The following is a 19,817-nucleotide window of genomic DNA, read 5'->3' as shown; positions in this document are numbered from 1 at the left end:
GCACCGGCCTGGGATCATCCCGGGATGGTCCACCGACTCGAACCCCTGGTCATCCGGCACACCCATCGCATCCCCTGCCCCACAGGACCCGTCGGGGAAGGCGCCGTCGCGGCGCAGCAGTTCGACGCCGCGCTGATGTCCGTGGGCTTCAAGCTCTCGGCCGAGCTGCTCGCCCACTTGTCGGGGCTCTCCGAGGGCGCCGTCGTGGAGACCGCCGTACGGACGCTGGGCATCGTCCGGGAGATGGTCGGCGACCACGTCCGGCACAACGCGTACTTCATCGACTTCCCCGCCAACGTCCCGAACACCCTCGACTTCTGGATGCGGTGCATCCGGGACGCGCTCGCCGACGACACCACGCGCGCGAGCACGCTGGAGCAGCTGAGCGCCGGTGTGGTGAACCTGCTCACCCTCCCGTCGTACGGAAACGTCCGGCACACCTACGCCGAGATGCTCGCCCACCACGACGAGCTGATCGCCGCCGCGGGGCACCGTGTGACGGTCCTGCACCCGGGCGGCGCCCTCGACGCCGAAATCTCCTCCCTCTACCTGGCGTTGGCCGGCAGCACCACCCCACTCGGCGAGGACGGCCTGCACGACCTGGGGGTCCTCGCCGGCCACTGTGCCGACGGGCCGCAGCCCGAGGAGATCCCCGTACGGGAGAACCGCGCCGTGGTCAACCACGCCCGGCTGATGGCCGGTGCGGGCCTGCTGCTGGACACGGTCACCGATGTGCTCCGTCTGGCGTGCGCGCTTGTGGGGGGCGACGTCACGCTGCGGGAGCCGACGCGGCTGCGCACCGTGCCCCGATCGGTGCGCCGGGCGCTGCTCGCGGGCCTGGACGCGGTCGTCGCCGCGTCGCCGGCCAAGCTCGCCGACGTACACGCCCACCGCGAGCGGTGGAAGCGGCTCGGCGAGCGGCTCCACCCGCACGAGTACCCGCAATGGCCGCACGCGGCCGACGTGTTCGCCGTCGCCCGCGGCGAGAAGACGGCGCGCTCCCTGGACAGCCGCGTCGAGGACCTGCTCGCCCGGGGCGACACCACCGCCGCGGCCGAGCTGTTGAAAGCCGCACCGGGAAAGCTCTTCCGATCCCTGGACCAGTTGCTGCGCGACTCCTTCACCCAGGACGAGCGCGACGTCGTCGTGGCCGCCGCCGAGCAGGTCGTCCCCGAGGTCTCCGGCCGGGTCGTGCTGTCCGTGCGTCAGCACCTGCACAACCGTGAGCGGGAGACCGGCGAGCAGCGCGTGTTCGTCAACCGCCTCGGCCGTGCCTGGGTCGCCGAAGACGACCGCCGACCGGTGTACGCGCCCGAGCGCAAGCGGCTGATCGCCGCGCTCGACGCCGAGCTGCGCCGCCGGCTGCCCGCCGCGGCCCATCTGTTGATCGACCCGGACGTCCTGGACGTGGCGTTGCCACTGAGCGGCAACGCCACCGCGTCCGGGCTGGGCGTACTGCCGCGCGGCTCGGTGTCCCGCGTCGACGGAGAACTGCTGCGCTTCTTCGTGTACTGGAAGCAGAGCGAGCACTCCACCGACTACGACCTGTCGGCAGCGCTCCTGAACGCCGACTACTCGACCGCCTCCTGGCTGTCGTACACCCATCTGCGCGGGGTCGAGGGCGAGCACTCCGGCGACATCACGAACGCGCCGGACGGAGCCTCGGAGTTCATCAACCTGCGTCTGGGCGCTGTGCGCGCCGCCTGCATCGTTCCGCAGATCAACATCTTCTCCGGAGAGGGCTTCGAGGAGGTCGAGGAGTCGTTCTTCGGGTTCATGCTGCGCGACGGCGAACAGGAGGGACGCCCGTTCGAGCCGCGCACGGTACGCATGAAGTCGGAACTGCGCGGTCCGGGCCGGGTCGCCCTGCCGCTGGTCTTCCTGCGCGGTTCCGACGGCCGGTGGCGCGCCAAGTGGCTGAACCTCTACCTGAAGGGGACTCCGTCGTCGAACAGGGTCGAGGGCAACCGGGTGACGGTCGCGACGCTGCTGCGCGCCATCGTCGAGCGCGAGCATCTCACCGTGCGCCACCTCACGGAGTTGATGACCGGCAGCGCGACGACCGTCACCCTGTGGGACGGCGAGACGGTTCCGGCGGGACCCGTCACCTACATCGGCCTGGAGCGCCCCGCCGGCCTGCACCCGGGGTCGCGGATCGTCACTCCCGAAAACCTGCGTGACCTGATCCCCGCCTGACTGTTAGCGTGTCCGTGGCGAGGCCATGAAGGGGCTTCCTTCTCCACACTCCTTGAAACTAGTCCCTTCGCTTTCCTCGCCACCGACTTGAGGCCTCCGGCCGTCCCGCCTGTACGCGGGACGGCGGGAGGCCTTTCGCGTGAATCTCTGGGAGAAGCCGCTCGCCCTGTACCTGTTCACCTCATCCGCCCGCACCCGCCGCCTGTTCGAGCAGTACACCTCATCCGGCGCCGTGGTACACGACACCGGCCTCATCCACGTCGCCGCCACGGGCCCGCCGTTCGGCTCTGTGGGCGCCGGCGGCATCGGCGCCCATCACGGCGTGTACTCCTGGCGAGCCCCGCCGTTCGTGAGTCGGAACGACCTGTACACGTCTCCAGCAAGGGTGCGGAGGCCGGCTCTGCCCGAGGGGCTGGTCGGAACGCGCCGGGTCATGGCAAGATCCAAGGAGCGCCACAGCCCGACCCAGTGAGGGGATATCAGGCATGTCCGAGAAGCCGCAGACCCTGCCGGAACCGAGCGGACTGACGCTCGTCGGGGCCCCAGACAGCAGCCCGGCCCTGATCGGCGAAGCGACGGACGACGACATCCTGGGCACGCTCAGCCTGCGCTACGTGGGCGGTACGCCCGTTCTCGTCTCCACGGGTGGGACCCTCGTTCCCGCGCGACTGCCGGTCGTGGACGGGACGGGACGGCTCATCGGCACGTACGAAATGCCGGACCCGCAAGGCGCTCCGGCCGTCGCCAGGGCCGGCGGGCATCAGGTCGGCCTGGCCCTCGAACTGGAGCAGTAGCCCCACCTGCCGGAATCCGCGACCTGCTCCGGTCCCTGGACGAGCAGGCCCGCAGAGCCGGGCGACGGCCTGGGGCCGCCGCATCCGGCCCCGACCGTGCGGTGGGACCGGACTTCCTCCGGGGCGGCGTTCGGTCGAGGGGCGGCCTGTGCGCTTCCGGGAAGAGCGCGGCTTCCACGACACCGCAGATCCCTGGGAGCAGCCGCGGCACCCCTGCCAGGAGAACCCGTCCTGAGGTTCGTACGGGTCTCGCTTCCTCTGGCCTCCGCGAAGCCGCGGCCTTCCCTCACGCTCCCACCGGTACGCGACTGCCCTCAGCGTGCGGCGAGCCGCTCCAGCAGGGCAGCGCTTCGCGCCAACAACGCCCGCTCCTCTGGCGTGAGTTCGGCCTCAATGGCCTGCGCGAGCCAGCCGACCCGGCGGCCGCGCTCCGCTTCGAGCGCCGCCCGGCCCGCGTCCGTCAGCTCGACCAGCGACTTGCGGCCGTCCGTGGGGTGCGCACGGCGCGTGATCAGGTTCTGTTCCATGAGGAGCCCCACCGCCCGCGCCATCGACTGGGGGCGTACGCGCTGATCGGCGGCGAGGTCGCTGGTGGTCATGGCGCCGTCGCGGTCGAGTGCACCGAGCACCGCGACCTGGCCCAGCGGGATGCGGTCCTCGTGTGTGACGCGTCGGGTGAGCTTGCCCATCGCGGTGCGCAGTTCGGCGGCGATGGCGGCGGCTTCCGAGGTGGGCATAGGGCACTTTACCCCGCTGATCGGCACGGCTGTGCACCTGACCTGCACAGCAATGCTGTACAGCCAAACTGAGCAGCATTGCTGTAGGTTTATTGCTGTCGGGCCCAGCGCCAGCGTTGTCGCAGCCGAGGCCACGGCACACGACAACGGGAAGGACCTCCCATGTCCGCAAAGGCAGACGCGGCCGTCAACGCCGTCATCGAGACCGTCACCGCCCGCCGGATCATCGACAGCCGGGGCAACCCCACGGTCGAGGTCGATGTCGTTCTGGCGGACGGGTCCCTGGGGCGTGCGGCCGTTCCCTCCGGAGCCTCCACCGGTGCCCGCGAGGCGGTGGAACTGCGCGACGAGGACTCCTCGCGCTGGCACGGCAAGGGCGTCGACCGCGCGGTGGCCCACGTCAACGGGGAGATCGCGGCGTCCGTGCGCGGCCGGGACGCTGCGGACCAGGAGGGCCTCGACGCCGCGCTGATCGCCCTCGACGGCACCGCCACGAAGTCCCGCCTCGGCGCCAACGCGATCCTCGGCGTCTCCCTCGCTGCCGCCAAGGCCGCGGCGGCGGCCCACCGCCGGCCGCTCTACCGATACCTCGGCGGTGCGGACGCCCACCTCCTGCCGCTGCCGATGATGAACATCGTCAACGGCGGCGCCCACGCCGACAATCCCCTGGACTTCCAGGAGTTCATGATCGCCCCCGTCGGCGCGGACACCTTCGCCGAAGCCGTCCGCATGGGTAGCGAGGTCTTCCACACCCTGCGCCGCGAACTGCTGGCCGCCGGGCACTCCACGGGCGTCGGCGACGAGGGCGGCTTCGCTCCCGCGCTGCGTACCGCCGAGGAGGCGCTCGACTTCGTGATGGCCGCCATCGAGCGCACCGGGTACCACCCCGGCACGGACATCGGCCTGATCATGGACCCGGCGTCGTCGGAGTTCTTCCGCGACGGGGTGTACGACTACGCGGGGGAGGGCGTGCGCCGCACCCCCTCCGAGAACGTCGACTACCTGACCAAGCTCATCGACGCCTACCCGATCGTCTCCATCGAGGACCCGATGGCGGAGAACGACTGGGACGGTTGGCGCGAGCTGACCGCCCGCGTCGGCGACCGCTGCCAGCTCACCGGCGACGACGTGTTCTGCACCAACGAGACGCTGCTCCGCGAGGGCATCCGCACCGGCGTCGGCAACTCGATCCTGGTCAAGGTCAATCAGATCGGTACCCTGACCGAGGCGCTGGCCGCGGTGGCCACCGCCCACCAGGCCGGCTGGACGGCTGTCATGTCGCACCGCTCGGGCGAGACGGAGGACACCACCATCGCGGACCTGGCGGTCGCCACCGGCTGCGGCCAGATCAAGACCGGATCGCTCTCCCGCTCCGACCGAACGGCGAAGTACAACCAACTGATCCGCATCGAAGAGGAACTGGGCGACTCGGCGCGCTACGCGGGCCGCTCCGCACTGCGTCGGGCGTGAACAGTACGCGGAGGTAGGGACCAGCCGGGCCCCCGATCATGCGGGGGCCCGCCGCGGCGACGACGAAGCGGCTGCGGATCTTGGTGAGGGTCTGGTCGACGGGGTGCTTGGCCACCTGGGCATCGGGGATCCGCCTCCACACCTCCTCGAAGGTAAAGACTGGGCAATGTCGCGGGTCGATGCGTGGTCGGCGTTCTCCTGAAGGGAGTACGAGGCGCTCAACTCCCCATGTCGGGGCAGGGCCCGCACCTTGGGAGCGAGGTAATCATGTGTGAACTTCTGAACCGCATCTGGTCCCGCCCGCGCCGGGAATGGACCCGGGTCGTGCGGAAGGAACTGCCCGCGCTGGCCGCGGGGATCGTGGGGGAGCTTCGGGACGGCATTCCCGGTGTCTCCACCCGGATCGAGGGCATCGACGACGAAGTCGTCCGGCAGCGGGTGGAGTCGGCCCTGCTGGCCGCCCTCGGGTACCGCGAACCCTCGGTATCCCGACAGGATGAGGTGAATCCTCGGCAACAGGACGCGCACGGAGGCGGCTCGTTGCCCACCCTCAAGGCGATCCCTTCCCAACGGCTCGCCACAGGGCCCGAACACGCTCGACGAGAACTCTTCGCCGCTCTCACGTCTGACACGCGCATCTCCGAAACAGCCCTGGCGGAACTGGCCGGGGCGGCCCGCTGGCCCCTGCCCGCCTCCGTACGGGCCATCGCCCTGGCATCGCCCGGCGAAACCCAGCAACTCGCGGCCGTCCTGGACGACGCCCTGGCCGGACTGGTCAACGGCCAACCCTGCCTCCTGGTCCCCACCCCCGACCCCGAGGCCCGCACCACACTCGAAGGCTCCCTGCGCGGCCGATTCGCCGCCGTCGGCCACCCCGTCCCACCCCGCGACACCGCCTCCTCCCTCCGCTGGGCGGTGCGCCTGCTCAACCTCACCCCCACCCGGTCCGGCCCCGACGCACGCGCCGTGTTCGTCGACGACCACCTCTCCACCCTCATGCTCCTCCAGGACGAACCCCTGGCCCAGGCCCTGGCCGCACGCTGGCTGCGCCCCCTGGCCGACCTCACACCCCGCCAGAGCGAACGACTCGAAGTCACCCTCCTCGCCTGGCTGGAAGGCGGCGGCGCACCCGAAGCCGCCAAGGCCCTCAGCGTCCACCCCCAGACCGTCCGCTACCGCATGCGGCAACTGGAGAAGCTCTTCGGCGCCGGACTGCGCGACCCCCGCACCCGCTTCGAACTGGAGATGGCCCTGCGCAGCCGGCGCCTCATGGCCCAGGTCAGGCGCCAACACTCCCGAGTGACCCGCAGAGCCCGCGTCGTCACCGCCGAATTCCGCCCACCGCTCGGCGCCGGACGCATGGCCCGAATCAACGGCCTGTAAACCCCCGGACGACACCTCCCCCTCCCCAAGGAACCGGCCCTCTCCCCGCGCAAGTGCGGGGAGAGGGCCGGTTCCTTGGGCGTCCGCGACCGCGGCCGTTCCCGCTGTCTTGTCGGAAGATCACAAGTTCCGCCCCGGCCCGTCCGCTCCGGGTTACGCTCCCGCTCCGGGTTCCTCGACAGCTGCGCCTCCCGGGCCACCACGTCGAAGACCCGGTCCTGCCGTGAGATGGCCATCCGGCTGCGGATGTGCTCCGCACCACGTACGCCGATGGCGCCCCGACCGCACCTGCCTCCGCCTCGCACGCCCTCTGACGGAAAGCCCTGCCCTGTTGACCCTGGCCGATCACCCGACCGCCGTCCCGCCGTCCGCCACGTACGGCGCCGTACTGGGCAGCCGACACGTCGTTCGTCTGCTCGGCGGCACTCTCACCGGGCGTCTGCCCAACAGCATGGTTCCCGTGGGACTCGTCCTGTGGATCACCGACGGCGGCGGGTCCCTCGCGTTCGCCGGCCTGCTCGCCGCGCTGTACGGGCTGGCGTCCGGGCTGTCCCAGCCGGTCAAGGGCAGGCTGATGGACCGCCAGGGCCAGACCCGTGTATCGGCACCGGCGGTGCTGCTCAACGCCGGCTGCCTGGCCGCGCTCCCGTTGATCGGGGCGGGAGGGCACCCGGCGGTGCTGACCGCGGTGGTGGGGTTCGCGGGTCTGGTCACCCCGCCGCTGGAGGCAGGACTACGAGCGCTGTGGCCGACGGTCCTGCCCGACCTCGGGCGGCGCCGAGTGGTCCAGGCCCTCGACACCGGCTCGCAGGGACTTCTGTACATCGCCGGCCCCCTGCTCGCCTCGTGGCTTGCGACCGCGTACGGGCCCGACACCGCCTTGACCGCGACCGCCGCCCTCACCCTCGTCGGCACGGCGGTCGTGCTGACCGCCGCACCGTCGCAGGCCTGGCGTCCCGCCGCCGACGGGGCGACCGGAAGCGAACGGCTGATGAGCGCGGGCCTGACCCTGCTGTTCACCGCGCTGGCGGGAACGGGGTTCGCTTTCGGAGCGATGAATGTGTGGTCCGCGGGCATGGCCGCCACCCACGGCCTGGCCATGCTCTCCGGCGTGCTTCCCGCCGCGTTCTCCACCGGCAGTCTCCTGGGCAGCCTGATCTACGCCCGCCGGGCGCGGCCCGGCCCGACCTCCACCCAGCTCATCACCACCAGCGCCCTGTTCCTCCTCGGCTGGACGCCTCTGCTCGCCCAGCCCGGCCCCCGCACGGCCATCGCCCTCACGGCGATCCCGGGACTGTTCTTCACCTTGATCATCACCAACGGGTTCCACACCGTGGACGTTCTCGCTCCCGCCTCTCGCACCACCGAGGCGTACGCCTGGCTGATCCTGTCCGTCGGCACCGGCCAGGCCGCCGGAACCGCGCTCGCCGCAGCTCTCGCCGCACGCCCCGACGCGCTCGCCGGGCTTCCCGCCGCAGGCGCCGCCACCGCGCTCACCATCCTCGTCCTCGCCCGCCGCAAGCTCGGTCCAGGCCGGCGCCTCGGACGCCATCGACGCCACGGCCGCCACCGGAAGCTCCACGTCAACTCCCCTCGGCACGAGGCCGGTACCCGCATGACCGTCGTCGGCAAGCCAGGTCACCAGAGGGTGGGGAACGGGTCTCCGGCGTGTGCGTCGGTCGCCGGGAAGGAGCAGCGGCTCGCCGCGACGCGAGGCCGGGAGCAGCAGGCCGGGCCCGCTCGGGCGGAGCAGTTCAAGATGTCGTCGCCGGAGGGAGCTCGGGCGACGGTCTCCGGGTGAATTCCCGGTTCCAACCGGTGCGAGATCGGCCACCGGTCTGAGGTGAGGCCGCAACGGGAGCCGCTCACCCGGCTTTGACCGCGAATGCTGCACGCAGCGGAACACTGAACACCGTCGAACGAGGCATCACCCGCCTCGGCGGGGTGCGGCCTGGCCAACCGAACGGATGAACTCGCCCTCGTCCACCAGGCCGCACTCCGCCTCGCCGGCACCCTCATCCGGACCCGCCGCCGGCCAGGGGAACTGGCCGGGCGTCAGGCCTGGTGCGGCGAGAGCGCGAGGAGTCGGGCGCGCTGGTTGGGGCCGAGTCCCTGGATGCGGCGGGTCTCGGAGATGTCGAGCTTGGCGAGAAGTCGTTCCGCGCGCACGGAGCCTATGCCGGGCAGCGATTCGATGAGGCGGCGTATCCGGATCCTGCCGACCACGGCGTCATCGCGCTCCAGCAAGGAAGCCAGGTTCAGGTCGCCGGTCTTCAACGCGGTCATCAGTTCACTGCGTTCCTTGCGGACTGCGGCGGCTTTTCGGCGGGCTTCGGCCCTCTGGGCCGGGGTGAGTACGGGCATTGCCATGGCGTGATCCCTTCGTCGTAGGGAAGTACTTAACACCCTGACCTGCCCGGCGGGGCGATATGCGGCGGTTTTTGTCATCAACCGACATGCGGACGCGCCGACATGACGGTCGGGGTGCGCTCGGTGTCGTGGATGAAGAGGTTCACCGACGAGCGGCGGACACGCACAGCCGGCGTCGGCGGAGTTTCCCGCAGGCGGCCCATCGTGGCCGGGGGCACCTCAGTCTCGGGACGAGGGTGTGGCCAGGGTGTGACGAAAGATACACGGGTCGCAATAAACCCAACTTTTGTCCCTTCCGTCTCTCATTCGGATCGGGTTCTGACCAGCCCTGATTCGAGCATCACTCGCGGCTGGAGACGGAGAGCGGTGCTGACGCCCCGAGAACGAGCCCTGCCGGGCCGACGCACCGAAAGAACCGATACATGACGCCCAGGCAGCACCGAACCAAGCCGTCCCGCAGACACTTCATGCTGACGTCCGCGGCGGTGGCGCTCGTCGGAGCCGCCGGGTACGGGGTGGCTTCCTGGCCGGGCGGAACGGAGGAGGCGGACGACGGCGCGGGAACCGACAGCGCGCAGGAGATTCCCCTCGTGAGCAGCGAATCGGTCATGCAGATCGTCGCCCACCCGGACGACGACCTGTTCTTCATGAACCCGGACACGGGCCACTCGGTGCGCTCCGGCCGCCCGATGACCTCGGTGTACGTGACGTCCGGGGAGGCCGACGGCGTCAACGCCCCCGGGCGCGCGTCCGCGGGGCACCCCATGCCGCCCGCCGACCGGCCGCAGTACGCCGAGGCCAGGCAGAACGGCATACGCGCGGCATACGCCCAGATGGCGACCGGAGACAAGACCAGCCCCTGGACCCGTACCTCCATACCCACCACCGGTGGCGGCACCGCCGAGTTGGACACCCTCCAGGCACACCCCCAGATCAACCTGGTCTGGATACAACTGCGCGAAGCCCGCGAGATGTACAAGGACGTACCGCACAGCCTGCGCGGCCTGTGGAACGGCCAGACCCCCTCGCTGGAGCCGTTCCTCGCATCCGGCACCCCGGCCCAGCCCATCAGCTACACCAAGGACCAGCTCGTCGACGCGCTCGTCGGCCTGATGCAGCGCTTCCGCCCCACCCATATACGCACCCTGGACCCCACCCCGGCCCGCGAGGGCGTCAGGCATCAGATCATCGACCACCAGGACCACGTCTTCAGCGCCCGTTTCGCCCAGGCGGCGCTCCAGAAATACGCCGCCCTCTCCGGCCACCCGAACTTCACCGTCCAGACCTACCTCGGCTACAACACCAGCTACCTGCCGCACACCCTTGACAAGGCGGGAGCGGATGCCAAGGCGGAGACGGTGAAGACATACGCCTGGATGGATCCGAAGGACAACTACTGTGGCAGCCCGGCGGGTTGTGGCGACCGCAAGGTCTCCAACCGCCCGTACGGCAACAACTGGGCCCAGTCGATCCGCTACTCCCGCGCGAATTCCACCAGTTGGCTCCAGCCCGGCGAGGACGGCAGCCTGTGGGCGTTCGGCGTCCTCGACCAGAAGCTCGCCGTCTGGCACAAGCCGTCCGGCACGAACGACACGTGGGCGGCCCCGAAACTACTGGCGGCGGACGGGCTGCTCGACGGCGGCCTCACCTCGGTACGGCTGCCCGACGGGCGCATCGCCGTGTTCGGCACCTGCACCCACCTGGGCCGGGGTGCCGACTACCGTCGTGAGATCGTCACCACGGTCCAGCAGCGCCCCGGGGGCGACTTCGGCCCCTTCCGCCCGCTCGGATCGCCGCCCCAGAGCGGCGCCAGCGTCCTGTCCGACCTGTCGGCCCCGGCCCCCGCCGTCGACGGCTCCGGCCGCCTCGCGGTGTTCGTGCGCGGGGGAGACCTCAGGCTCTACCAGATCGAGCAGGACGCAAAGGGGAAATGGTCCGGGTGGAGCGACCTGGGTGGCACCGGCCTGCACGGTGACCCGGCCGCCACGACCGACAGCGCCGGCCGCATCCACGTCGTCGCCGCCACCCCGAAGTCCGTGCTGATCTGGGCCCAGTCCACACCCGGTGCCCCTCTCTCGGCCCGTCCCCAGCAGAGCGGCCTGCCCGCGACCACGGTCAGCGGACTCTCCGCCCGCGCCGACGGCGACGGGGTGCGGGTGTTCTTCCGCAAGCCCGACTCGGGCGCCGTCCAGACGGCCGTGCTCGACGGCTCGGGCCGCCCGGTCGTGCTCGACCTGGGTGGAGTCGGGGGCTACGGCGCGGTGGGCCTGTGCGGCCCGGCCATAGCCGGCCGCGGCCCCGACGGCACCCTCGGTACGACCCTGATCGGCAGCGGCACACCGCGATGGACCACCGCCCAACTCCTCATATCGGGTGCCCCCGCCGGCGTTCGGACCGGATCGGACGGCTTCCTCACCGTGCTGGGCCTCGATGCCAAGCTCTACTGGGCCCGGGCTTCCGACGCGGACGCGCCGAAGTGGAGGCTCGCGCCCGGGTAGTCAAAGGCCGCTCGCGCGGCCTCTCGCACCCTCGCGCACCAGCACGAACAGGGGCGCTGCCCGAGTGTCCGCACGGTGGAAGTCGCCCCCGTCTTGATAACTTTTGCTGCCTTACCGATGCGAGCCGAATCCCGCCCGGTTCGCAGGTGTCCGCCGTTCGGGATCTACCGGAAGAGAACGCGTGAAACGGCGGCAGCAATTTCTGAGCAGGCGTCACCCTTGGTGGGTGCTGGGCGTGATGGCCTGCGCTTCGTCGATGATCGCCATCGATGCCTTGGTGGTGCTGGTCGCTCTTCCCACCATCCAGCGGAGTCTGGACGCCTCGTCCACCGGCCTCCAGTGGATCATCAGTGCGTATCTGCTCAGCTTCGCCGGTATGAGCGTGATCGGCGGACGCATCGGCGACATCCTGGGGCACGAGCGCACCTTCCGCCTCGGAACGCTGTTGTTCGTCGTGGCGTCGATCGCCGCAGGTCTGGCCCAGTCCGAGGCCTGGCTCATCGCCGCGCGCGCGGCCCAGGGGGCCGGTGCGGCGGTCCTTCGCCCCGCATCCCAAGTGCTCATCTTCAAGGAATTCGGCCGCCGGGATCGGGGCCAGGCCATGGGCATCTCGTCCAGCATCTCCACCCTCTTCTACGGGGCGGCTCCCCTGATCGGGGGTCTGCTGACGACGGCGTTCTCCTGGCGCGCGATCTTCTTCATCAACCCGCCCATCGGCATCGTCGCGGTGGTCCTCGCGCGTCTCCTGCTCACCGATGAGCCGCCACGGCGCGAACGAGTGGACTGGGCGAGCGCTCCCCTGCTGATCGGCGCTCTGGTGTGCCTGGTACTGGCTCTCATGCAGGCGCGGTACTGGGGGTGGTCCTCGGCCACCGTCATCTCGCTGCTCGCCGCCGGGGCCACGCTGATGACGCTCCTGGTGGTACGCGAACGCCGGATCGCCCATCCGCTCCTCCACTTCGAGTTGTTCGCCCACAAGGAATTCGCGGTGGGAGCCGCCGTCATCTCCACGGTGCGTTTCGCTTTCGTCGGGTTCGCGGTGTTCGGGGTCATCTGGCTGCAGGACGTCGTGGGAATGTCCCCCTTCGAAGCCGGTGTCGCCGTACTGCCGCTCACCCTCCCCACGGTCGTCTTCGCGCCCCTCGGCGGAAGGCTCTGCGATCGGCTGGGGCCACGCGTCCCCCTCGGCATCGGCATGGGTCTGTGCGTGGGCGCCATGCTGTCCGCGGCGGGGGCACTTCACCGGCAGGACTACGGCTGGCTGGTGACCTCCTACTGCGTGATGGGCATCGGCATGGGGCTCTGCGTCAGCCCGGCCTGGATCACCGCGCTGGGCAGCACCTCCCTGCGGATGCGCGGCTACGCGGCGGGAGTCATCCAGACCGGCCGGGAGATGAGCGCGGCTCTGGGGCTGGCGGTCATGGGCGCGATCGTGGCCCATCTGCAGAGCTCCCGGCTGAGGCAGATCCTCCAGCAGGACGGCCGGCTCCCCGCCGACGGCTTCGACCGGATCGAGCGGTCGATCGGCAAGGCGGTCGCGGCGGCCCGGCACGGCTCACCCCTGCCCACCGGGATCCCCGCCGATCTGCTCCCGGGACTCAAGGGCGCGGTCACCACCGCCGTGTCGGCCGCGTTCTACGTGGGTGCGGCGGTGCTGTTCACCGCGGCCGTGGCGGTTGCCTTCCTTCCCGGGAAGTCGGAGTTCGCCGAGTCGAGCCGGAAGTCGGACGATCCCGTGTGAGGGACGGGGCGACACGCCACCCGTTCAGCGTTCCTCGCACAGATCGCGGAGCGTGGCGACCAGCGTGTCGTGGGCCAACGGAACCCTGTACGCGTTGGCGGGGGCCGTTCGGGCAGCGGAGAGTTCCTCGAACGCGGCGGCCGCGAACCGGTCCGCGGTCGCCGGTGCGCCCCGCAGGACGGCTTCCGCACGCGTCGCGCGCCACGGCTTGGTCGCCAGTCCGCCGAAGACGATGCGCGCGTCCCTGATCCTGTCCCCGTCGGTATCGACCGCGACGGCGACCGACACCAGCGCGAAGGTGAAAGAGGCCCGGTCGCCGACCTTGCGGTAGCGGGAGCGGGCCGCCATCGGGAGCGCGGGCAGCTCCACCGCCGTGATCAGTTCCCCGTGTCCGAGCACGGTGTCGCGCTCCGGGTGCTTCCCGGGCAGCCGGTACAAGGAGGTGACGGGGATGCGGCGAGTGCCCGCGCGACCCCGTACGCACACCATCGCGTCCACGGCGCACAGGGCGACGGCCAGGTCGGAGGGGTGCACGGCCGCACAGCTCTCCGAAGCGCCCAGCACGGCATTGTGCTCGGTGTGTCCCTCCGCAGCCGCACACCCGGATCCCGGGTCCCTCTTGTTGCACCGGGTTTCCACGTTCAGGAAGTAGGGGCACCGCGTGCGCTGCATCAGGTTCCCCGCCAGGGTGGCCATGTTGCGCAACTGAGGTGAAGCACCGGCCAGGAGCGCCTGCGAGACAACGGGATAGTGCTCGCGTACCTCGGGATGGGCGGCCAGATCGGCGTTGCGGACCGTGGCTCCCATGCGCAGACCGCCGCCGGGGAGCACGTCGACGCTGTCCAGGGACAGGCCGGTGACGTCCACCAGCAGAAGCGAGTCGACGATGCCCAGCTTGAGGTGGTCGAAGAGGTTCGTGCCGCCGGCCACGTACACGGCCCCGGGATCGTCCTCGACCAGCGCGACGGCCTCCCGCACGGTGGAGGGACGCTCGTAGCGGAACGGCTTCATGTCCCGATTCCCGGTGCCTCCGCGTCCATCAGACGACGCACACTGAGCGGCAGGCTGCGGATCCGGTGGCCGGTGGCGTGATGGACGGCGTTGGCTATGGCGGCCGCCGTCCCGACGATGCCGATCTCGCCGACGCCCTTGGAACCCATGGGGCTCGTGTGGAAGTCCTCCTCGTTGACGCAGACCGCCTCGATCTCGGGGGCGTCGGCGAAGGTCGCCACGTGGTAGGCGGCCAGATCACGGGTGTGGAAATGCCCGTACGTCTGATCGATGACACCCTCCTCGCACAGCGCCATCGAGAGGCCCATGACGATGCCCCCCACCAACTGCGAGCGCACGGTGACGGGATTGATCACGCGGCCCACGGCGAAGACGCCGAGCATGCGCGGCACCCGGATCTCCCTGGTCGACGTGTCCACGGTCACCTCGGCGAATTGTGCCCCGAACGCGTGCTGGGAGTGACTGCGCGGCGTGGCGAGTTCGTCGAGGGTGTCGGCGCCGGCTTCGAGGCCGCCTTCCGGTACGCGGCCGCCGCATCGTCCGATGGCGGTGCGCAAGGCCTCGCAGGCGCGTACCACCGCCGTGCCCCACGACGTCGTTCCGCTCGAGCGCCCGGCCCAACTGGCCGAGGGGTACGCGCTGTCGCCGACCTCCACCGTGACGTGATCCACGTCGACGTGCAGGGAGTCGGCAGCGATCTGGGCCAGGACCGTGCGCGCCCCGGTACCGATGTCGACCGCCGCGATGCGCACGGTGTAGTGGCCGAGGCCATCGGTGCGCGCGCTCGCCCGGGAGGGGAACCGGTACTGCGGAATGGTCGACGCGGCGACGCCCATGCCCACGAGCCGGCGCCCGTCGCTGCCCTCCGTCCGGAGGCGATCCCGTTCGGCCCAGCCGAACCGCTCCGCGCCCAGACGCAGGCAGGCGGCGAGGTTGCGCGTACTGAAGGGCCGGCCGCTGTGCGGATCGTTCGCGGTGTCGTTGCGCAGACGCAGCTCGACCGGGTCGACGGAACACGCGACGGCGAGTTCGTCCATGGCCGACTCCAGCGCGAACATCCCCGGGCATTCGCCCGGCGCACGCATCCACGTCGGAGACGGAACGTTCAACCTCACCCGCCAGTGCCTGGTCTCCCGGTTCGGCGCCGCGTACATGGTGCGCGTGGGCGCGGCCGAGTACTCGCAGTGGTCACTCGTCAAGGACGTCTGCTCGAAGGACACATGGGACACCGCCAAGAGGCGTCCGTCGGCCTCGGCCCCGAGACGGATGCGCTGGATGGTCGGCGTCCGGTGTCCGGCGATGACGCTGAGCTGCTCCCGGGTGAGGACGGTCTTGACCGGCCGGCCGACGGCGAGTGCCGCCAACGCGGCGAGGACGAGATGGGCTCTCGGCGCGGCCTTCGAACCGAAGCCTCCCCCCACGTGACGGGCGATGACACGTACCTGGTCGGGCCTGATCCCGAAGAGGCGCGCGAGGATGTCACGCGTCCCTGACGGCCCTTGTGTGGTGTCGTGGACGGTCAGCGCGCCGTCGTGCCAGTACGCGACCGTCGCGTGCGGTTCGAGGGCATGGTGGTGAAAGGGGGGAGTGGTGTAGGTGGCCTCGATCCGTACCGGAGCGTGCGACAGGGCCGATTCCACATCGCCGTGCGAGCAGTCGGTGGGAAAGAAGGGGCCATGGTCCGGCGGCCGGTGGAACCCGTCGCACGCGGTGTCCAGGCTGAGGCGGTGCGAGCCGGCGGCGTAGTCGACGCGCACCATCCGTGCCGCCTCGCGGGCGATCTGAGGGGACTCGGCGACGACCGCGGCGACGAACTGACCCCGATGGACGATCGAAGGGGACTGGAGGACGGCGAGGTCGGCGCCGGCCGTCCCGTACAGACGTGGGCAGTTGGCGCCGTGGAGCACGGCCAGCACTCCGCGATGGGCGAGGGCCTCCTCGGGGTGTACGGCCGTGACCCGCCCGTGAGTGATCTCCGCCGGAACCACCGCCACGTACGCGAGGTGCGGCAGTGCCACGTCGCCGGCGTAACGAGCGCCGCCCGTGACCTTCTCCCGTGCCTCCCGTCGGGGCAGGGGCGCGCCGATGGACGCGCGCGTCACGGCGCCACGTCCGTGATCGCTGCCACGATGTTCTGGTACGCGCCGCAGCGGCACAGATTTCCGCTCATGCGCTCCCGGATCTCCGGCCCCGTCAGTACGGGCACGGGTGGGGTCCGCCCGGTGACGGAACTGGGCCATCCCCGGGCCACCTCGTCGAGCATCCCGATCGCGGAGCAGAGTTGCCCGGCGGTGCAGAAGCCGCACTGGAAGGCGTCACGGGCGACGAACGCCTCCTGCAGGGGATGGAGATCCGCCCCGCCCAGAGCTTCCACCGTCATGACGCGTGCGTTGCCGCACGCCACGGCGAGCGTCAGGCAGCCGTACACGCGCCGACCGTCGACCAGCACGGTGCAGCATCCACAATGGCCGCGCTCGCAGCCGGCCTTGGCCCCGGTCAGGCCGAGATGATCCCGTAGAAGGTCCAGGAGCGACAGCCTGGTGTCGATCGTCAGACAGCGGTCTTCTCCGTTGACGTTCAGCGCGATGTCCACGTGGACGGCCGGGAGTGCTTCGTCAGCCTCGGGTGACCGTGTTCTCACCGCTCTCACCATGGGGCACGACCCCCGTTCAAGCGCTGCGGGCCCGGCCCGCACCTGCACCCGCGGGCGGACTCTCGCATGTCCCGCGGCTCCACGTTACGCCGCTACTGGATCTTTCGCCTTCCGAACGGAAGGGCCCGGGACGCCAGGGCGTCCGCCTCGTCAGCCACTGACACACCCGAGGCCTGCTCAGGGCGAGTGTCCGTTTCGATCCCCGATCCCCGATCCCGACGCTTGACTTTCCCAGTGGGAAAGTGGGACGCTCACTTTCCCGTCAGGAAAGTGAGGTATCGCCATGGCCGACATCACTCCGGAGCAGGCCGGCATTGCCCTTGAGGCAGCCGAGCGCGCCCGTTACCAGGTCGCCGAGGAGGTGGGCCTGCCACGCGGCTACTGGTGGTCGATGGCCGCCGGATGGATCCTGCTGGGGGTACTCGGCAGCGTGGCCTCCCCGTGGCTGGCGGGGGCCGCGACCCTGGCCTTCGGCATGGGGCACGCGGTGCTCGCGTCACGGTTGCTCGATGGGCGCCGTCGAACCGGTCAGGTACGGGTCAGCAGGACGGTCGCCGGTCGCCGCGTCCCCTTGATTGTGATCGGCATGCTGCTCGTGCTCGTCGTGGTCACCATCGCGGCGGCGCTCGCGCTCGACGCCGACGGAGCCGAGCACGCCGGCATCTGGGCGGCCGTGCCGGTCGCGGCGGTCATCGGCTTCGGCGGGCCGGAGACGCTGCGCGTACTGCGCCGATGGGCGCGGGCATGACGAATGCGCGTTTCGACGAACTGATCCATCCCAGCACCCGGCTGTCGCTGGTGGCGACACTGGCAGCGGTCGACTGGGCGGAGTTCGCCTTCCTCAAGGATCGGGTCCAGCTCTCCGACTCGGCCCTGTCCAAACAGCTCACGACACTCGAAGAAGCCGGCTACGTCGCCACGGAACGCCGCCTCAGCGGAAGTCGGCACAAGCGCTACGCGCGGCTCACCGGCGCAGGGCGAGACGCCTTCAACGGCCACATCGCGGCACTGCGCGCGATCCTGGCCGCCGGAGCCCCAGCTGAAGGCCCGCAGCTCTGAAGCATCGTCAGTGGGGCTGCCCAACGCCCCCGACCGGATCACGGCCGGGGGCATCGTTGGCCGTCGACTACCGTGTGGTGCCCGGATCGCGGGCTGGGTCTGCGGGCCTGGCCGCGGCGCGAGCCAGGATCACCGGGCTGTCACCGTCGTCCGGTGCCGGTCCGCTCGTGTTCACCGGCCCCGTCTCAGGGTCGTATCCGAAGGTGTGGAGGGGAAGCTCTACAGGCACGTCCACTTGCTCGAACCTCCGTACTGCAGATATCCGCTGACGTTCGTTCCGTCCGTGGCGGTAGCGTACCCGCGCGCCTCCAGCCGGTACGACTTCTGGCCGTACGAGGCCGGATGGCTGCACCACACCATGAAGATCGTGTCGTTGTGTTGGGCCGAGGTGTACGGGCCGACGATGCTGCCGGTGATCCGCGCCCACCCGCCGTTATTCCAGGCGAACTGCCCGTTCGTGTGCTGGTTCACGAACGATCCGCTGCAGTCCTGGTTCGTGGTCCCTTGCAGGTCGCCGAGGTTCCAGTCCCGCAGGCCTCCTACGTACAGCGTGCACAGCAGCGCCGCCGTCCCGTTCGGCGACGCCGCGGCTTTGTCGGTCTTCGCGGCCTCGGCGGTGCGGGCAGCATCGACGAGCGACTTCGGGATGAAGTTGGCCGGGTCCTGTGCCTTCGGGTCCGACAGGTCCAGGGTCGGCGATTGGTACGTACGGCCCGCGCCGTCGTACCCGAAGTGGACGACCTTGCCCGTAACGGGCTTGCCGGTCGAGGTCGGGGCAGCGGATGCCTTCGCGTCGGCCGACGGGGTCGGCGCGGCAGCGGTCGCGCCGGCGCTCATCGCGAAGACGAGACCGATCGCGGTCCCTGCAGTGGCCAGTGTGGTGGAGAGACGCATGCGAACAACTCCAAGGTGCCGCGAGTCGCGGGGGCCTGGTGCCCCCGGTGGGGCGACAACCGTGGGTGACCGTAGGCACAGAGGCCGTGAAGCGCCCATAGGTCACCGGGCGTGCCGGCCCGAACCTGCCGGAGAGTGTCCGATTCCGGGCTGATTCCGGACACCCGCACGCAGCCCCGCCCGTACCCGGACAGAGCTCCCCGTCGTTCCTCTCCGCGTCACAAGAGATGCGCCGCGGACGTGTTGCGCGGTCCCGGAAGCGCGGCCTCCCGGGCTCTGGAACCCCCGGAGGCGCGCCTGGCGGTGATGCTCGCGGTGATGTGCGACGGGATGACTGGTTCCCGTCATTTGTCCGCTGTGGGCGGCCTGTGGGGCCTGCCCCTGCCGCACGCACCCCACGTGCCTTTCCCTGCGTCAACAGCGGGCGTCCCACCTCCAAACCCTTCCCCATAAACGCGTGCAGAATGACCGGATCGTTGCGGCAAAGTCATGGTGACTATTCCCGCACTGCTACAGTTTTCTTCCCGTACATCTTTCGGCTCCCGACTCGGGCGCCACGCATGGTGATACGGAAGGTCGTGAAAGGGGGCCGTGTTTCCGGGGGATGGGCCGGCTTTCGCGTGTCCTGTGGCACTCGCATGCCGGTACGCGGGTCCCTTATTCGATGTCCCTGCACGTGCAATAGGTGAATCGGGGAGTCGGCATGCCCGCCGGCGCATGCGCCGGCGCGCCCTTGACCCCCTCCACCAGGCCCTCACGGGAGGTGTCCTTGTCCATTCAGCACACTCGCTCGATGCTCGCGCGCGGCCTGAGTGTTCTGCGTTGCTTTCGGCCGGGTGAACCAGAACTCCAGCTGTCTGAGATAGCGCGCAGAGCCGATATGCCCAAGGCGACCGCCCATCGGATCATCTCGGAACTCGTTGAGGAGGGAATGCTGGAGCGAGGTGAGAGGGGATTACGACTGGGCGTTGCTCTTTTCGCGCTGGGTGCACGCGTTCCCCGGCAGCTCAC

16 protein-coding genes and 1 pseudogene are annotated in these 19,817 nt (G+C 70.3%); 11 read left to right on the top strand and 6 right to left on the bottom strand.

Going from position 1 to position 19,817, the window contains the following annotated elements; translation table 11 throughout:
- The first annotated feature begins 24 nt into the window (after positions 1–24).
- The 3 genes from OG906_RS01645 (at position 25) to OG906_RS01635 (ending at position 2,990) form a co-directional block, all read left to right on the top strand.
- Complete coding sequence (locus OG906_RS01645) at positions 25–2,196, top strand: TerD family protein (RefSeq protein ID WP_329439226.1); 2,172 nt, start codon at positions 25–27, stop codon at positions 2,194–2,196.
- Between the two features lie 139 nt (positions 2,197–2,335).
- Positions 2,336–2,668, top strand: a complete 333-nt coding sequence (locus tag OG906_RS01640; protein ID WP_329439224.1) for a hypothetical protein — start codon at positions 2,336–2,338, stop codon at positions 2,666–2,668.
- A gap of 13 nt (positions 2,669–2,681) precedes the next feature.
- On the top strand, positions 2,682–2,990 hold the full coding sequence (locus OG906_RS01635; protein ID WP_329439222.1) for a hypothetical protein: 309 nt from the start codon (positions 2,682–2,684) through the stop codon (positions 2,988–2,990).
- Positions 2,991–3,304: 314 nt separating this feature from the next.
- Here the strand turns inward: OG906_RS01635 and OG906_RS01630 are convergent, their stop codons facing one another.
- Positions 3,305–3,727: a MarR family winged helix-turn-helix transcriptional regulator gene (locus OG906_RS01630; RefSeq protein WP_267797277.1), complete on the bottom strand. Its 423-nt coding sequence runs from the start codon at positions 3,725–3,727 to the stop codon at positions 3,305–3,307.
- 162 nt (positions 3,728–3,889) lie between these two features.
- Here OG906_RS01630 and eno point away from each other — a divergent pair, with 162 nt between their 5' ends.
- The 3 genes from eno (at position 3,890) to OG906_RS01615 (ending at position 8,381) form a co-directional block, all read left to right on the top strand.
- Positions 3,890–5,197, top strand: coding sequence for a phosphopyruvate hydratase (gene eno, locus OG906_RS01625; protein ID WP_329439217.1), 1,308 nt, complete (start codon positions 3,890–3,892; stop codon positions 5,195–5,197).
- A gap of 267 nt (positions 5,198–5,464) precedes the next feature.
- A complete protein-coding gene (locus OG906_RS01620; protein WP_329439215.1) occupies positions 5,465–6,580 on the top strand; it encodes a PucR family transcriptional regulator in 1,116 nt (371 codons plus the stop codon).
- A 331-nt stretch (positions 6,581–6,911) separates the two neighbouring features.
- The gene (locus tag OG906_RS01615) at positions 6,912–8,381 is read left to right on the top strand and encodes an MFS transporter (RefSeq protein WP_329439213.1); all 1,470 of its coding nucleotides are present in this window, start codon (positions 6,912–6,914) and stop codon (positions 8,379–8,381) included.
- Positions 8,382–8,635: 254 nt separating this feature from the next.
- Here OG906_RS01615 and mihF read toward each other — a convergent pair whose 3' ends face one another.
- On the bottom strand, positions 8,636–8,950 hold the full coding sequence (gene mihF, locus OG906_RS01610; RefSeq protein WP_267798499.1) for an integration host factor, actinobacterial type: 315 nt from the start codon (positions 8,948–8,950) through the stop codon (positions 8,636–8,638).
- A gap of 422 nt (positions 8,951–9,372) precedes the next feature.
- Here mihF and OG906_RS01605 point away from each other — a divergent pair, with 422 nt between their 5' ends.
- Both OG906_RS01605 and OG906_RS01600 read left to right on the top strand, forming a co-directional pair.
- Positions 9,373–11,448 carry a PIG-L family deacetylase gene (locus OG906_RS01605; protein WP_329439208.1) on the top strand — a complete coding sequence of 692 codons (2,076 nt, stop codon included), beginning with the start codon at positions 9,373–9,375 and terminating at the stop codon, positions 11,446–11,448.
- A 238-nt stretch (positions 11,449–11,686) separates the two neighbouring features.
- Positions 11,687–13,189: an MFS transporter gene (locus OG906_RS01600; RefSeq protein ID WP_329447895.1), complete on the top strand. Its 1,503-nt coding sequence runs from the start codon at positions 11,687–11,689 to the stop codon at positions 13,187–13,189.
- Positions 13,190–13,213: 24 nt separating this feature from the next.
- Here the strand turns inward: OG906_RS01600 and OG906_RS01595 are convergent, their stop codons facing one another.
- Genes OG906_RS01595 through OG906_RS01585 form a run of 3 tightly spaced genes read right to left on the bottom strand, consistent with a single transcriptional unit; the run spans position 13,214 to position 16,841 of the window.
- Complete coding sequence (locus OG906_RS01595; RefSeq protein WP_329439206.1) at positions 13,214–14,200, bottom strand: FAD binding domain-containing protein; 987 nt, start codon at positions 14,198–14,200, stop codon at positions 13,214–13,216.
- Entirely contained in the window at positions 14,197–16,302 is a 2,106-nt protein-coding gene (locus tag OG906_RS01590; protein WP_329439204.1) for a xanthine dehydrogenase family protein molybdopterin-binding subunit, read from the bottom strand. The genes OG906_RS01595 and OG906_RS01590 overlap by 4 nt, the downstream gene beginning before the upstream one ends.
- A complete protein-coding gene (locus OG906_RS01585) occupies positions 16,299–16,841 on the bottom strand; it encodes a 2Fe-2S iron-sulfur cluster-binding protein (protein WP_329439202.1) in 543 nt (180 codons plus the stop codon). The genes OG906_RS01590 and OG906_RS01585 overlap by 4 nt, the downstream gene beginning before the upstream one ends.
- 295 nt (positions 16,842–17,136) lie before the next feature.
- Between OG906_RS01585 and OG906_RS01580 the strand changes: the two genes are divergently transcribed.
- Positions 17,137–17,601 (top strand): hypothetical protein, encoded by a 465-nt coding sequence (locus OG906_RS01580; RefSeq protein WP_329439200.1) that lies wholly within the window; start codon positions 17,137–17,139, stop codon positions 17,599–17,601.
- The gene (locus OG906_RS01575) at positions 17,598–17,912 is read left to right on the top strand and encodes a transcriptional regulator (protein WP_329439198.1); all 315 of its coding nucleotides are present in this window, start codon (positions 17,598–17,600) and stop codon (positions 17,910–17,912) included. The genes OG906_RS01580 and OG906_RS01575 overlap by 4 nt, the downstream gene beginning before the upstream one ends.
- A gap of 219 nt (positions 17,913–18,131) precedes the next feature.
- On the opposite strand, the gene OG906_RS01570 is transcribed toward OG906_RS01575, so the two are convergent.
- Positions 18,132–18,806: a hypothetical protein gene (locus OG906_RS01570; protein ID WP_329439196.1), complete on the bottom strand. Its 675-nt coding sequence runs from the start codon at positions 18,804–18,806 to the stop codon at positions 18,132–18,134.
- A 703-nt stretch (positions 18,807–19,509) separates the two neighbouring features.
- On the opposite strand from OG906_RS01570, the pseudogene OG906_RS01565 reads away from it, so the two are divergent.
- Positions 19,510–19,737: pseudogene (locus OG906_RS01565) on the top strand (helix-turn-helix domain-containing protein); the annotation flags it as partial.
- Positions 19,738–19,817: the final 80 nt, after the last annotated feature.

Source organism: Streptomyces sp. NBC_01426 (assembly GCF_036231985.1).
Lineage (GTDB): Bacteria > Actinomycetota > Actinomycetes > Streptomycetales > Streptomycetaceae > Streptomyces.
Note: the sequence above shows the minus strand (reverse complement) of the source record. Positions and strands in the feature narration are given on the sequence as shown.

Coding starts and splice junctions, on each gene's coding strand:
- eno (WP_329439217.1), top strand. CDS start 3,890: ATGTCCGCAAAGGCAGACGCGGCCGTCAACGCCGTCATCGAGACCGTC.
- OG906_RS01575 (WP_329439198.1), top strand. CDS start 17,598: ATGACGAATGCGCGTTTCGACGAACTGATCCATCCCAGCACCCGGCTG.
- OG906_RS01595 (WP_329439206.1), bottom strand. CDS start 14,200: ATGAAGCCGTTCCGCTACGAGCGTCCCTCCACCGTGCGGGAGGCCGTC.
- OG906_RS01570 (WP_329439196.1), bottom strand. CDS start 18,806: ATGCGTCTCTCCACCACACTGGCCACTGCAGGGACCGCGATCGGTCTC.
- mihF (WP_267798499.1), bottom strand. CDS start 8,950: ATGGCAATGCCCGTACTCACCCCGGCCCAGAGGGCCGAAGCCCGCCGA.
- OG906_RS01635 (WP_329439222.1), top strand. CDS start 2,682: ATGTCCGAGAAGCCGCAGACCCTGCCGGAACCGAGCGGACTGACGCTC.
- OG906_RS01580 (WP_329439200.1), top strand. CDS start 17,137: ATGGCCGACATCACTCCGGAGCAGGCCGGCATTGCCCTTGAGGCAGCC.
- OG906_RS01645 (WP_329439226.1), top strand. CDS start 25: ATGGTCCACCGACTCGAACCCCTGGTCATCCGGCACACCCATCGCATC.
- OG906_RS01600 (WP_329447895.1), top strand. CDS start 11,687: ATGGCCTGCGCTTCGTCGATGATCGCCATCGATGCCTTGGTGGTGCTG.
- OG906_RS01630 (WP_267797277.1), bottom strand. CDS start 3,727: ATGCCCACCTCGGAAGCCGCCGCCATCGCCGCCGAACTGCGCACCGCG.
- OG906_RS01620 (WP_329439215.1), top strand. CDS start 5,465: ATGTGTGAACTTCTGAACCGCATCTGGTCCCGCCCGCGCCGGGAATGG.
- OG906_RS01605 (WP_329439208.1), top strand. CDS start 9,373: ATGACGCCCAGGCAGCACCGAACCAAGCCGTCCCGCAGACACTTCATG.